We start from the raw sequence: 13,956 nt of genomic DNA, 5'->3' as shown, positions 1-13,956 counted from the left end.
GGTTGGATCTTCAGACATCAAAAATTTAGCTATTTCGGGGATGACTAAATTCATATCATACCGCCATTGACTGAGATAACCTGGCGGGTGATGTAAGCTGCATCTTCGGACATCAGGAATTTAGCCAGTCCGGCAATTTCTGATGGCTTGCCCATACGGCGCATGGGCACGATCTCTTTCACCATATCTTTAGAAATACCTGCCACCATGTCGGTTTCGATAAGACCTGGTGCGATACAGTTGACGGTAATTTTACGCTTTGCCAGCTCTAACGACAGTGCTTTCGTTGCACCAATGATGCCAGCTTTTGATGCACTGTAGTTCACCTGACCACGGTTGCCAGCGATACCAGAAACGGACGCCATGGTGATGATACGACCACCTTGACGAGTCTGGATCATAGGCATGATAGTTGGATGGATCACATTGTAAAAACCATCTAGATTAGTGTGGACCACACTATCCCATTCGTTTTCGGTCATGGCAGGGAAGGCGGTATCACAGTTAATTCCGGCATTGAGGATGACGCCATAATAAGCACCATTTTGTTCAATATCCGCTTCAATGGCTGCTTTGACTTGTCCACGATCGGCAATATCAAATTGCAGGCAAGAGACTGAAACACTTAGTTCGCTCAACTCTGATTTGGTTTGCTCGGCGGCATCGATATTCGTATGGAAGTGTAGAGCGATATCGAAGCCTGCTTCGGCCAGCTGTAGGGCGATGGCTTTGCCTATTCCGCGGCTAGAGCCTGTAATTAGGACGCGCTTTTTTTCTGTGTTCATCTGTTCTCTTCCTGCGTGCTCTCAGAGATATAAGCTTGTGCATCCTGAGGCTGAAATACATTGATATTGGCTTCTGCGACAAGTGTCTGTTCGTGAAAAATTTTGCACTCAAAAACCGCAAGCCCTGCCTCTTCCTGATAGAGGCGAGACACTCGAGTCTGATAGCTTTCGCCTTGGCTGTAATAGGGAATATGCATCTTGAGCTTTCGAGTGCCGAGTAAGAAGCCTACGCGAATTTTATCGCCGCGGATCTTAGCCTCAACACCTGCTAGAGCCGCTATGCTTTGAGCCATATATTCGATACCAACATAGTTAGGCACCCCCTTGTGCGCATCATCAAAATAGGGGCTTAACTCACTGATATTGACTTGGGTTAACAAGGTATCTATACCATGCTCTAAAAGTTGGTCGATTAAGATCATCGGATCTCTATGGGGAACGACTTCAGATACTGGCATCTGTTTGATTACAGCAGGCGATAGCTTCAATTGGCTCATAGTTTATCTAGCCCTTGCTCATTTTTGGCGAGTATGAGGCTGGCATTACTGCCGCCAAAGGCGAAGGAGTTACTCATGGCATAGTTAATCGTGGCCGTTTGTCCAGAACGAACTAAGGGAAGCTGTGGGTCATTGAGATCTTGCACACCGTCCCAAATTTGAGGGGGTAGATTACCTTGCACGTTATGTTTACTGAGTAATAAATAACAAAATGCCGCTTCGATAGCGCCTGCGGCACCTAAAGTATGACCTGTCAGTGGCTTGGTCGAACTACATGGTGGAATATTCGTATTGAAGATCTGCTCTAGAGCTCGGCTTTCCATAGCATCGTTCTTTTGCGTCGCAGTGCCATGAAGATTGATGTAGCCAATATCTTGCGGCGATAAGCCTGCATCATCGAGCGCTGCTTCGATAGCACTTATGGCTCCTCTCCCTTCAGGGTGCGGGGCAGAAATATGATGGGCATCGCTAGATTCTCCCACGCCAGCCAGTAGTACATCATAATCTTGATGAGCTGAAGTGAGCTTTTCGAGGGTAAAGAGTGCCGCGCCTTCGCCAATATTGATGCCATCTCTATTGGCGCTAAAAGGTAGGCAATGGCCCTTAGAAACAGATTCTAGGGAGCTAAAACCATTGAGTGTCAGCTTACATAGACTATCGCTACCACCGACTATGACCATATCGCAAAGATCCGCTTGCAGTAATCGCCTAGCACTGGCAAATACTTTGGCGCTAGAGGAGCAAGCAGTCGATACCGTATAGCAAGGACCCGTGATATTGAAGTATTGGCGTAAAAATTCGCTACTGTTGCCAAGTTCCTGTTGCGAATAGTGGTAGTGCTCTGGAAAGCTATCAGATCTAGCTTTTTCAGCTAAAGCGTCTTCACCTTGTGCTATGCCTGAAGTGCTCGTGCCAATAACTATGCCTATCCGCTCGCTGCCCCACTGTGATTTAGCTTGAATTACCGTATCTGTAATCTGCTTAGCCGCACACAGAATTAAACGGTTATTGCGATAGCTAAACTTAGCTAAGTGTTCAGGCACATCGGGCAGATCATAACTGACCTCACCCACTAAGGTTTTAGTATCTGGTATGAGATCGGATCGCGTCGTCATTGCACTTATATCTCCGGCAATGAGTCTGGCTAATACCGCTTCAGCAGTTTGCCCCAGAGGCGTACACAATCCTAGGTTTGAGATGGCTATTCTAGTCATTATCTCTATCAATCTAATTCTTAGGTAATGGATGGCTCAGTCAATACCGAGGGCTCAAATTGGTGTGATCTTAAGCTCGAAGTTAGCTTGAGGTATATTCAATTTAATTTCGGCTTGCCACTTATTCTTATGACTGTACTCGATATTCAAAACAGTGTCATCGTGGCGACTATTACTGAGTACGTTTAATGAAGCATCATAGTTAGCATATATTGTTCGACAGCTTGGTGCAGCACAGTCGATTGAGATGATCTTTGCACCTCGTAAATGTGCATTTACCGCCTCTTCAGGCCAGTATATCAACTGTATCATTGCGAGTAGATACTCGGCTTTAAATTCACTGCCGAGTAAAATGCTTTGTTCGCTAGTTAAGTTTTGGCCATCATAGATTAACGTGAACAGTGCCTGGCCTAACGGCGCGAGTCCGACTAAGGTCAGATTATTTGGGTCTATCTCTAACTGTGTCATCAGTTCATGTCGTGATGCATCGACCTTAATTTCTGCTTTCTGTGTCGCTGAACGTATCCAGTTGTCTTCAGCGCCATCCAAGGGAATAGGTGCCAGGCAATAGCTCACGTCTTTGGCGAGTGCCACACAGGTCTCCCTCTGAACGGTATGACTACAGCCTGCAAGCATGATTGAGATGATAAATAGTATGCCTAGAGTTATCGCTGTATCTAATCTGTGTTTGCAGTTTGAGAGTATGATTGATGAGTTCATGTTAACGCCCTTATCGGCAGAGTTCGACAATCATGTTTAAGCGTCGCTCTGAGTCATTGACGAAGGGGTTGGCTTCATCCCAAGCATAGCCCGCAAGAATAGAGCAGATCATCTGTTTAATCTTCTCATCGGGTTTATCGAAAAATATCACGTCCTGAAATCGCCCGTCATACCAAGCCTCCACATAAGTGCGGAAGGTGTCCACACCGCGCATTAATGGTTTTGCGTATTCAGTGTCCCAATCTAGTTGCTCACCATTGAGTTGTCTGACAACACATTTAGCCGCCATTGAGGCTGATTGCATCGCAATAGTGACGCCTGACGAAAATACTGGGTCCAGAAACTCTCCTGCATTGCCCAACAAGGCAAACTTATCAGTGGCGAGCGTGCTGACATTCGCCGAATAACCTTTGAGTGATGCGCATTCTCGAGTTATTTCGGCGTTAGCTAATAGCTTATTTAGGCTAGGTTCCTGCTTAAGCATCTTTAACAGTACTTCTTGGAGATTTTGTTTGGCATCCCCTAAAAGATGAGGCTCTGCGACTACGCCTAAGGAACAGAGATTTTTGCCCAAGGGAATGAGCCAGTACCAGATATCTTTGTTTTCAGGGTGAACGCTGATCAATATCTTTTGTCGATCGAAATGAGCGTTATCAGCGATGCTGGCATCGATATTGTCTCGAATATGGGTAAATACTGCGGTGCGGCTTGGTAGGCTAGAAGGTTTCTCTAAGTCTAATAACTGAGGCAGTACACGGCCAAATCCACTGGCATCGAGCAGGTACTTGGCTTGGATTGAATAAACCTGACCGTCGCGGTTTCTTATCGTTAACTTTGGCTCTTGGCTGAGATCGATTGCTTCTACAGATTCACCAAAGCGTATCTCTACGCCTTGGCTTTGCGCTGTATCGGCAAGCAGTTTATCGAAACTCGCGCGTTCGACCTGAAAAGTGGTTCCTGGTCCTTGGGTAAACTTATTGGTGAAATCAAACTGGCTACTCTGACCCTTATGACTAAAAGCTGCACCATTTTTAAATTGAAACCCGGCCTTGTTGACCGCCTCAAGCATGTTGGCTTCTGCGATGATCTGCATGCAAGCCGGTAGAAGGCTTTCCCCGATAGAGAAGCGAGGAAAGTCTTGCTTCTCTATGACGATGACTCGCTTTCCTTGCTGGTGTAAAAGGCTGGCGGCGATGCTACCCGATGGACCTGCACCAATAATCGCAACGTCGTAAGTTGCAGGGGCACCTTGGGTTTGTTTGGTGACTAGCATCACTTAAAAATCCTTGTAAAAGTTTGAATAAAAGGGGATAGCATAAAGGTAAAACTTATTCCGATTAGTAGGGTTAAACCGAAATAATGAATGGCAGGAGTGCTACTGAATGCCAGCAAGCCAAAAGCGAGTATTGTCGATGTTGCCGACATAAACACTGCCATCATTACGCCTCGGCTTTGCTGTTTCGATTCGGCGAAGAATAAACTGTAGTCAACCCCAATCCCGAAGACGAGGATCAGTGCGAGAGCATGAAACAATGTTAAAGAACTGCCACTAAATCCGAGTATTGCTAGAGTAAAGATGGCTGAAAGTGCCGGTACAGCGATCACGCAGCAGGCTAGTTTGATATTGAATCGAGTAGAAAATATTATCGCAGCCACTAGCATAGCCAATGCCAATAAAATTAATGTAAGTTGTCGATACTTACCCATTACTAGGGAAATATCGCCGACCTTATCGATTAGCTGTACATAGGAAAGATCTGCAAAGTGACGCTTGAGCTGATCGATATCAGTGATACCACCAAGTAGCACTATGGCGCCATATTGTGCTTGAGTCTTCGATGGCTCGATCCATAAAGGGGCAAAGACTTGTCCAGCTTTAGAGTTGAGAAAGGAAGCTGCATCGATATATTCCCCATCGGCTGACTGGTAGGCCTGTTGTAATGCAGGCGCAAGAGAATCGTTAAGCCCTAATCGGGAAATGATCGTGTCTAATTTGTCTCTGTAAATCTCACCCTGTAAGCGGTAATTATCAGCTTGTTGTTTATGACTTGGCAGGTAATTATTTAAGCTAAAGGCATTACCAATTAACGCTTTTTCGACTGCACTGTTTAGCCTTGGTGCTAGGGCTTGTAAATTTTGTAGCAAGGCTTGCTCGCTATCGCCTCTGACTAACAGGAATTGATTATCTGTGCCACCGCTAAGTAATTGTCTGAGCGTAGACTCCTGCTCAAGGATCTCTGGCGGGCTCTGCTGCAGGTTACGAATGTCGTCATCAGCTGTCAGCATAGTGATGCCTAATCCAGAGATTAGCAGGCTTGTAATGAGGAGTAGACTCCAACCTTTAGCATTAAGATGACTTAACAGGTCATTGATTTTTTGTAAGTAGCTATCAGCAAACTTCAGCCGTTGGTCACCCTTTGGTAGCTTGCCTGATGCGAGTAATGGGTAGGCGAGTATTATGGTTATATAAGCTGAAACCAGTCCGGATGCACAGAAAATAGCGACTTGTTGCATGCCGGGAAATGGCGCTAATCCTATGGCGGAATAAGCTAATACACTGGTGATTAAGGCGAGTGAAATTGCAGGGAATATCCCTTGGGTCACTTGATTCGCTGTGGCCTTAGGCTTATTCAGACGTTCGCAGTAAAAGTGGAAGCTATAGTCTATGGCGATACCAATTAAGCTGGTGCCAAATACCAAGGTGAGCAGGTGCAGCTCTGAAAATATCAGTAAAGTCATGACTATTGCGACTAACATGCTGCTGGAAATAGTCAATAACGCGATAGCCAGTGGCATAAAAGATCTAAATGCTAACCAGACTAATAGGCTTACGCCGATGAGAGAAGCGAGTCCTAAACGGGTGACTTCATTTTTTGCACTTATGGTCGCTGCCACGGCATGGAAAAGTGCACCAGCTTTGAGTATCTCGATCTCTTTATCTTCAAGCATTAGCTTGTCAAAAGCTTGCTTGAGTACGGCTATTTGTTGCTCTTGAACCTTAGGGTTAAAGGCACTACCGAGACCTTTCGCCATGACGATTGCCACAAATTTTGGACTGGAGTCTTGGGTTGGCACTTGGCTTGGCACTTTACTTGAGACTTGATTTACAAGCTTCGCAATCAGTATGCCTTGCTGTACCTCAAGCGCCTGTTTCGGGGCTAGGGCTTGTAGGTTTTGCGGGTAAAGCAGCAGAGGATCTTTGGCTATTAGAGTGCTGGTGGCGTAACTAAAGGCATTATAAAGTTGCTGCTCAGCCTGGTCGATCATCTGTTCCAGCTCGCCGTTTTTCAGGCTATCAGCCTGTTGCTGGGTTAACAGCTGGAATCTGTGAGAAAAATAGTAATCGTTGAGTGACTCTACCTGAGTCATATCCGCACTCTTTATATCGATAAAAGTGCCTTTGCCATTGAGATTCAGTTCTGCCATGGCACTTTTTGCAGCGCTGATGGCTTGATTTTTATTATTTGAAACAAAGCCAAGGTAGAGTGAATTAGCAAGCTGATCTTCAACGCGAGATAGGGCGACTTCAGTGAGTGGATCTTCTTGAATGTTGGGTAACATGGCCAGGATATCGCTTTGAACTTTAGCGCCGCTTTGCCAAAGAGATATGCCGATAAGCACAATGATCGAGATGAATCCAATCCAGAGGATGAACTTTAACTTTGCTGAGCATTGCCCAAGTAAGCTTGCCAATCTATCGATCATGATATTGTCTTAGGCTTGTGTTCAGGCTCTGTGATCGTCTGAGAAGACTTATCTTGTGTGTCAGAAGTGGTGGGTGACAGCTGTTGCTGCTCCTCGATAGAAAGGGCTTGATTATCGATCTCTTCAAACTCTATTTTGCTACTGTCACCATTGGTGCTGAGTAGTGTTAAGGCTGTAACCTGTTCATCACCTTCTAACACTAGCTGAGGAATAGCCTTGAGCAGTAAAGGATCTTTAGGCTTCAGGCCAATCATCCAAGGTGCGTTGGCCGAGCTCGCTAGCAAATAGAAGTGAAAATGCTTATCCAGTGTTTCCAGTTCACCACTTAACAGCGCCTTAAGTAAGAGCGGTAAAGTCTGAGCCAGTGCGCCAGCACCTCGATTGTCACTGGCTTTCGATACATGCAGTTCACCAGAACTATCAATTTGAATTAACTCATTATCTTTTAAAATTAATGTCGACTTGAAAGGGCGTTCCTGTTTCCATGCAAGTCCAAGCTGCGCATCAAAAATAAAGCTGCCGTGGCTGACTAAGGGTTTCTTAAGTACTTTGAGCTGGCGGTATTGAGTAAACTTGCCTCTGGCATGTTCACCAAGTTCCAGTCTATCGGAGATAGGCTTTATCTGATGATTGTTCACTTCAGATTGAAATAAGGCCTCAAAATTAGCTGTTTGTGTCGGTATTTCGGCCAATGCTAAACTATGACTCATAAAGGTCAGCAATAGTGACTGCAGCAAAAATTTTACTTTAGTTATTTTGAGGTAAGATCTGAAGCTTCTTTTCATTAGCCGACTCCAGGTGTTTGATCTTTTGTGACCGGGAGCAGGTGAGCGAGCTTCTGTCTGAAAATATCAGGCGTCACGAAGCACATCTCATTCTTTACTGCATCGACTGCAGCCTGAATAGTATAGCCCTTGGTTAAGCGTTTATTGCTGGCTAGATCTCTGACTTGGTAGTTGATCTTTATGCGATTTTCCCACTCAACTAGAGACGCGATCACCTTGACCTTTTGGTCGAAAGTACTGGGCTGTACATATTTGATCTGCAGATCGACGATAGGCCATGAATAGCCAGAATCTTGCATTTCACGGTAACCGTATTCAATTTGGTCGAGCAGCTGGCACCTGGCTATTTCGAAATAGCGTAAGTAGTTTCCGTGCCAGGTTATTCCCATAGAATCAACATCATGAAAAGGGATAAGTATCTCTATTTCAGTGGATAATATGGCCTTACTCATGAACACACTTCCCAAAGACCGGCTTGAATTTTATCGACGGTTTGTCTGAGAGCAGATTCCAGTGGTCGATCTTCAGTTAATAACTCAAAGTCTGCTTTGACTTGCTCTAAGGTCTTGGCCACGGAAGGCGTGAGTGAGGATTGGCACAGTTCATCTTGCAATATGCGCAGATTGATCCCTTGAGTCATGGCTAATAGCGCTGCTGCAGCAACTTGCTCTGTGAGCTGTAGTACCCGCATGCAATCTCGCGCAGCTATGGTTCCCATGCTGACCTTGTCTTGATTGTGACATTCAGTAGAGCGAGAGAACACGCTGGCTGGCATGGTGTTTTTTAACGCTTCAGCAGTCCATGCCGATACACCTATCTGTACTGCTTTAAAGCCGTGGTTGATGGCGCACCTTTCACCCGTTGAAGCCGATAAGTTAGCCGGGAGGCCGTTGTTGAACTTAGGATCCATGACCAGTGCCATTTGACGATCGATCAAGTCGGCAATATTTGCCACGGTATTTTTCATCGAATCCATCACGAAGGCGATATGTCCGCCATAGAAATGACCACCATGGAGTATGTGTTCACCTTCTGCATCGACAATGGGGTTGTCATTAGCGCTATTGAGCTCGGTTTCGATAAACTGTCGCATAAAGGGCAGGGCATCCTGCATGACACCTATGATATGTGGTGCGCAGCGAATGGAGTATCTGTCTTGCAGTCTGTCCGAATTACGCGGATGTTCATAATGATTTAAGTCTTCACGGATCCAAGCGGCAATTTGGTTTTGTCCAGGATGCGGCTTGGCAGCAAATAAGATATCGTCAAAATGATTCGAGTTACCTTTCAGCGTTAATGACGCCATCGCGGTGAGGCGGCTAGCCAGACGACTCAAGTATTGAGCGCGGTCGTATGCAAGGCAGGCAAGAGCAGTCATAACCGCGGTGCCATTCATGAGTGCTAAGCCCTCTTTAGGGCGCAACTGTAATGGAGTGATGTTGAGTTGTGCATATACATCAGCAGTGGCTTGGCGTTTACCTTGATAGAACACATCTCGTTCACCCACAAGTACCGCTGCCAGATATGAAAGCGGGGTCAGATCGCCACTGGCACCCACTGAGCCCTCTTCTGGGATCACAGGTACAATATCGAGATTAAGCAAGGTCTCTATGCGTTGCAGTAACTCGTAACTGACGCCAGATTTCCCTACGGCTAATGAGCTGAGACGGCATGCCATAACGGCTCTGGCTTGAACAGGGCTAAATATTTCACCTAGACCACAACCATGAAAACGTAATAAATGTAACGGCAGCTCATGGACAAGATCGAGTCCTACGGTGACGGTACATGAATCGCCATAACCTGTGGTGACACCATAAACCACACCTTCTTCTTTAAGGAGGCTGTCGATAAAGCGAGCCCCTTTTTGAATATAGGTCTGGTAGTCACTCGTGTCTTTAAGTTTTGCTTTGGCGCCTTTGGCTACAGCCACCACATCTTCCAGGGTTAAGGCCCTGTGACCAAATTGAACAATCATGTCCGCTGGCTTTGATTGATTATTCTGAGTCATCTATTTATCTGTCCTATCTTTACCCTGAGAGTTGGCGCGATGAATATCGTCATCGTTGCGCCAAAAATCAAAAAAATTAAACCATTGCAAGGGTTCACGCCGTGCAAAATATTCGAGTCGTGCGCTGTAGTTGTTCACGGCTTCTTCGAGCCTTTGCATGCGGCCTTTTCTTGGGCCTTTTAACGTGTTTGAAAATTCTTCTAAATGGACCACGTAGCGGCCTTGCTCGCGCAGGCAGAACATCAGATATACAGGGCAGTCGAGTAAGCCTGCAAGAATGAAAGGGCCTTGAGGAAATGGCGCCGGCTCACCCATAAAAGGGGCGTAAATCACTCTACCTTGAGTATTTGATGAGGTTCTATCTGCGGCGATAACCACTAGCTCACCATCCTCTACTTTCTGTTGCAACAACATAGAGGTTGTCGGACCTAATTCGGAGACCTGGATAAGGTTTATTGAGCTGTCTGGATTGAGTTGTTTCAGTACTCGATTGAAGTTTTCGGCATTTTCGGTCATTACCATCACGTTAACTTTCACCTTTTTTTGGTGAATAGAGATCGCTCGACAAAGTTCGAGGTTGCCTAAGTGGGAAGCGAGTAATACCGCCCCTTGTCCAGCTTCGAGTTGATCGGCAAGCTGTGCTCGATTGGGGAAATCAACTTGGCTGAGCTGAATTCTGTCGCACCAGGCATCGATGCGATCTAGGGCTGCATTGCCGAAAGCGAAGAAATGCTTAAGGCTATGACGCCAGCTAATATCACCCTGAAGTTGAGTTTGTTGTGGATCGAAGGCTTTTACTTTCGTGAGAAAACCCTTCGATGCCTCTCTTGCGGTTCGTCCGGTCAGGAAGAAATACAGGATAACGGGATACATAATAAGACGGCAGAGCCAATGACCACCTAGCTTGTAGCTAGCTGCGAGAAATTTAATTCCCCAATAGTTACCTCGTTCAGCCATACCTGACCAATGTGAATCTGAGTCTTCAGATAGACATTTTTTGTAGAGTTTCCCTGGAAGTCGCTTCAGCATGCCGAAGAAGAGACGGGTATGCATGCTTGAAATTCGTATGTTATCCCATAAGCCCTGAAAATGGCTGATCCCATCTTCGGGGTAGATGACTTGAGTCGGCAGGTGGAGCACAGGTACGCCTTGCCAGTGCAAACGGACTAAGATTTCGATATCGAAATCCATGCGTTCACCTAAGGCGCAAGAAAGAAATAGCTTCTCTGTTGCTGCGAGCGGGTAGACTCGAAAGCCGCACATAGAGTCTTGAATGTCGAAACTTAAGGTTTCGACCCAGACCCAGAAATGGGTGAGGTAACGTGCGTAGTAACGACTCTTAGGCACTGACTCATCATACTGAGGCAGACCTGATATGAGTGCCTCAGGAGCTGTTTCTGCTTTTTCCAGCATCGCGGGTATATCGTCTAAGTTGTGCTGCCCATCGGCATCAACTTGTAGCGCATGAGTGTAGCCATCTCGGTAGGCGGCTCTTAAGCCAGTTGTTACTGCTGCGCCTTTGCCCCGATTGAATGGGTGGTGCAACAGGGTGACCCAGGAGTATTTACTCGCTAACGCAGTAAGCATATAGCGGGTTTCATCATTACTGCCATCGTTGACTAAATAGCATTGCAACTGCAGATGTGCCAGCTTCTCGAGGGTTTCCTCGATGGCGACAACATGATTGTAATTGGGGATAACTAATGCAACTTGCATCAGCTGTTCTCGATTTTATCTGTAGAGTTAAGCACAATACGGCCGGAAGCAAAGCGTTTTTCATCGTCGAAATAGCTGAAAATCAACTTAGTCTTAGCCTTATTTTCACTGATCTCTAAAGTGACTTCAGAGTCTGGCAGCATCAATTGCTGAAATTTGAGCACCTCTAACGTTGCAACATCCTGTGTATAGCCAAAATGCTGACAACCTAAACGAATCGCCCAGTCAAGCTGAGTGACACCAGGTAATACGGCTTGCTCTGGAAAGTGGCCTTTAAAAAATGGCAAATCAGCAGCGATCTTGAGTCGGTGTTGTACGCTTTCACCACTTAATGTCGTAGACAGAATTTGGGGAAGACTAGATTTAATCATGATCGAATAACTCAGTGAGTTGTGCCAACACCCGTTTACCTTGGCTGTTGACCGGTAGACAGTCAGGATAACGCCAGCGTCTTGGCAGGGTGACCCGTTCAAATTGAGTTAACAGGTGCGCTTTAAGCACATTGTTGAGACTCAACTTACCCTCAGCTTCTAAATGGGCCTGACCTTGAGCCGATAGCACTATGATGGCCCCGAGTTGAACTCTGGGCTCTGTCAGCATAACGAGAGCAGATTGACTGACTAGGGGATGTCCCTCAAGCAGGCTTTCCATCTGCAATAGCGATACGCGTTTCTCTTCGATCTTAATGATGCGATCTAAGCGTCCCGCTAAATGGAAAATACCGGGTTCGATAAGCTCAATTTTGTCTTCACATCTGAGCCAGTTATCATCTTCTAAGTAAGGAGACTGTAGTGTTAATGCACCATCTTTAGGATCTTGAGAGATCTGTATATTACTGAATGCTTGCCAAGGTTGATCGGTTTGAGTCTGACGTCGATAGGCTATACCACCAGTTTCCGTACTACCAAAAACTTCAATCGGAGGGTGACCATAGCAGTGAGTTATGCCTTGGGCGGCCTCAAAACTTAATGGCCCCCCCGAACTAAAGACTAGACTTGGCGATCTCATCATCTGCTCATGATCCAATGCCTCGGGTAGACGAGATAGCTGCGCCGGACTACTGATTAAGCACAGGTTAGGAAAAAGGCTGGTGTAGTAAGTTAAAGTCTCGGGATATTCCACGATATCGCTAAGAAACGGACGACTGGCAGCCAGTGGCCAAAGAATTTTGAATAGCAAGCCATAGATATGCTGGTGAGAGACGGTTGAGATCACGCTGCAGTGTGGCAGGTGTGCGGCAAACGTTTGCTCAAGAATGCTGACTTCTGTATCGAGTTGTTTAATCGTTTTGTAAACCGCTTTGGGTTGACCGCTGCTGCCGGAAGTAAATAAGACCAACTTGCCTAATTTATCTAGGCTTGGCCACTCATACTTGGAGCTGGGAAACTCCTTTTTCAGCATGACAAAAGCTTTATCTTCACACAGTGCTACATCGGAAAGTACACCATCAAACTCATTATTCAGTTCACTTAGGCTGCCGGGCTGAGTATTGGCGGGTAATATGACCTGCTTGCCAGCTAATAGTGCGGCGCATAGGCCGACAGCAAACAGATCGCTAGCTTCACAGGCGAGCAACCAACGCTGAGATGATGATTGACTTAGCTGCTCATGGATATGAGCAACCTGAGAGGTAAACACGCCACCAGTGACAATATCATGATGGTCAAAACTGATCAGTTGTTGGCTCGATGGCCCCTTGGATAACCAAGATTTTAGTAACTCTGTCATGATTTCTTTAACCAAATAGTTCTATACAACCACTCGCCACCCAGTAGCGACCCGATAAGTAGATAGGCAATAAGGCCGTTATACAGAGTCCATATTTCCAGGGAGGAAAAATTTGCTGTGTATAAGGCGACAGAGCCATTGAACACAAATAAGCCACACCAGATAAGGGTGACTTTTTTTAAATAAGGTATCGCTTCGTCAGGCAAGTTAGGTTCTTTTAACCTGGCTAATTTTTCTATCATGCTTGGGCCTAACTTAAGCGAGTAAGCGAAGAGGATCAGCATACTTAAGTTAATAACCACAGGGTAATAAAGTAGCCAATCATGCTGCTTTGCTATGAAGCTTGCTGCTGTTAGGCCAATCCCAACTATGATAGGTAATATCATGGCTTTGACTTGCTGTTTTTGAATCAATAACCGCAAGATTAAGATAAAGCAAAGCACCATAGCTATGGTGCCAGCTGGCAAATAGTTTAGCCCAAAATAAACAGCTAAAGGGTAACCTAGCAGCAGTAAACTGGTCACTATTTGCAAGAATAACCGCATTACTCTTTAACGAGCCCTTCGATAGCCGTAACGACATCATCTACTGTGCGTACGGTTTTAAATTCTTCAGGCTTTATTTTTTTGCCAGTCATCTGTTGTAGCTTAATGACTAAGTCCACGGCATCAATGCTGTCTAAATCCAATTCTTGATAAAGAGAGGCTTCTGGTGAAATATCCTCTGCATCGATCTCAAATTCATCGACTAAAATTTGCGTTAGTGCTTCAAGAATGTCTTCACGGCTTTGCATAA

14 protein-coding genes are annotated in these 13,956 nt (G+C 45.7%); all 14 read right to left on the bottom strand.

What is annotated here, in order from left to right; all coding sequences use genetic code 11:
• Positions 1-50: 50 nt before the first annotated feature.
• From FM038_RS23730 to FM038_RS23665, 14 genes are read right to left on the bottom strand one after another with little or no spacing between them, the layout of a single operon-like run.
• Positions 51-785 (bottom strand): 3-ketoacyl-ACP reductase FabG2, encoded by a 735-nt coding sequence (locus FM038_RS23730; RefSeq protein ID WP_142873504.1) that lies wholly within the window; start codon positions 783-785, stop codon positions 51-53.
• Positions 782-1,282 (bottom strand): hotdog family protein, encoded by a 501-nt coding sequence (locus tag FM038_RS23725; protein ID WP_142873505.1) that lies wholly within the window; start codon positions 1,280-1,282, stop codon positions 782-784. Before FM038_RS23725 ends, FM038_RS23730 begins: the two co-directional genes overlap by 4 nt.
• A complete protein-coding gene (locus FM038_RS23720) occupies positions 1,279-2,496 on the bottom strand; it encodes a beta-ketoacyl-[acyl-carrier-protein] synthase family protein (RefSeq protein ID WP_142873506.1) in 1,218 nt (405 codons plus the stop codon). The genes FM038_RS23725 and FM038_RS23720 overlap by 4 nt, the downstream gene beginning before the upstream one ends.
• Positions 2,497-2,550: 54 nt before the next feature.
• Positions 2,551-3,216, bottom strand: coding sequence for a DUF3261 domain-containing protein (locus tag FM038_RS23715; RefSeq protein WP_142873507.1), 666 nt, complete (start codon positions 3,214-3,216; stop codon positions 2,551-2,553).
• Positions 3,217-3,226: 10 nt separating this feature from the next.
• On the bottom strand, positions 3,227-4,489 hold the full coding sequence (locus FM038_RS23710) for an NAD(P)/FAD-dependent oxidoreductase (protein WP_142873579.1): 1,263 nt from the start codon (positions 4,487-4,489) through the stop codon (positions 3,227-3,229).
• Entirely contained in the window at positions 4,489-6,921 is a 2,433-nt protein-coding gene (locus FM038_RS23705; protein WP_142873508.1) for an MMPL family transporter, read from the bottom strand. The genes FM038_RS23710 and FM038_RS23705 overlap by 1 nt, the downstream gene beginning before the upstream one ends.
• Positions 6,918-7,706: an outer membrane lipoprotein carrier protein LolA gene (locus tag FM038_RS23700; RefSeq protein ID WP_142873509.1), complete on the bottom strand. Its 789-nt coding sequence runs from the start codon at positions 7,704-7,706 to the stop codon at positions 6,918-6,920. The genes FM038_RS23705 and FM038_RS23700 overlap by 4 nt, the downstream gene beginning before the upstream one ends.
• On the bottom strand, positions 7,706-8,158 hold the full coding sequence (locus FM038_RS23695; protein ID WP_142873510.1) for an acyl-CoA thioesterase: 453 nt from the start codon (positions 8,156-8,158) through the stop codon (positions 7,706-7,708). Before FM038_RS23695 ends, FM038_RS23700 begins: the two co-directional genes overlap by 1 nt.
• The gene (locus FM038_RS23690) at positions 8,155-9,717 is read right to left on the bottom strand and encodes an HAL/PAL/TAL family ammonia-lyase (protein WP_142873511.1); all 1,563 of its coding nucleotides are present in this window, start codon (positions 9,715-9,717) and stop codon (positions 8,155-8,157) included. The genes FM038_RS23695 and FM038_RS23690 overlap by 4 nt, the downstream gene beginning before the upstream one ends.
• Positions 9,718-11,433, bottom strand: a complete 1,716-nt coding sequence (locus tag FM038_RS23685) for a glycosyltransferase family 2 protein (RefSeq protein ID WP_142873512.1) — start codon at positions 11,431-11,433, stop codon at positions 9,718-9,720.
• A complete protein-coding gene (locus FM038_RS23680; protein WP_142873513.1) occupies positions 11,433-11,804 on the bottom strand; it encodes an ApeI family dehydratase in 372 nt (123 codons plus the stop codon). Before FM038_RS23680 ends, FM038_RS23685 begins: the two co-directional genes overlap by 1 nt.
• A complete protein-coding gene (locus FM038_RS23675) occupies positions 11,797-13,161 on the bottom strand; it encodes an AMP-binding protein (RefSeq protein ID WP_142873514.1) in 1,365 nt (454 codons plus the stop codon). Before FM038_RS23675 ends, FM038_RS23680 begins: the two co-directional genes overlap by 8 nt.
• Positions 13,158-13,706, bottom strand: a complete 549-nt coding sequence (locus FM038_RS23670) for a COG4648 family protein (protein ID WP_142873515.1) — start codon at positions 13,704-13,706, stop codon at positions 13,158-13,160. Before FM038_RS23670 ends, FM038_RS23675 begins: the two co-directional genes overlap by 4 nt.
• The gene (locus FM038_RS23665; RefSeq protein WP_142873516.1) at positions 13,706-13,954 is read right to left on the bottom strand and encodes an acyl carrier protein; all 249 of its coding nucleotides are present in this window, start codon (positions 13,952-13,954) and stop codon (positions 13,706-13,708) included. The genes FM038_RS23670 and FM038_RS23665 overlap by 1 nt, the downstream gene beginning before the upstream one ends.
• Between the last annotated feature and the right edge of the window lie 2 nt (positions 13,955-13,956).

Source organism: Shewanella eurypsychrophilus (assembly GCF_007004545.3).
Taxonomy (GTDB): Bacteria; Pseudomonadota; Gammaproteobacteria; order Enterobacterales; family Shewanellaceae; genus Shewanella; species Shewanella eurypsychrophilus.
This window is presented reverse-complemented; position numbering and strand designations above follow the sequence as displayed.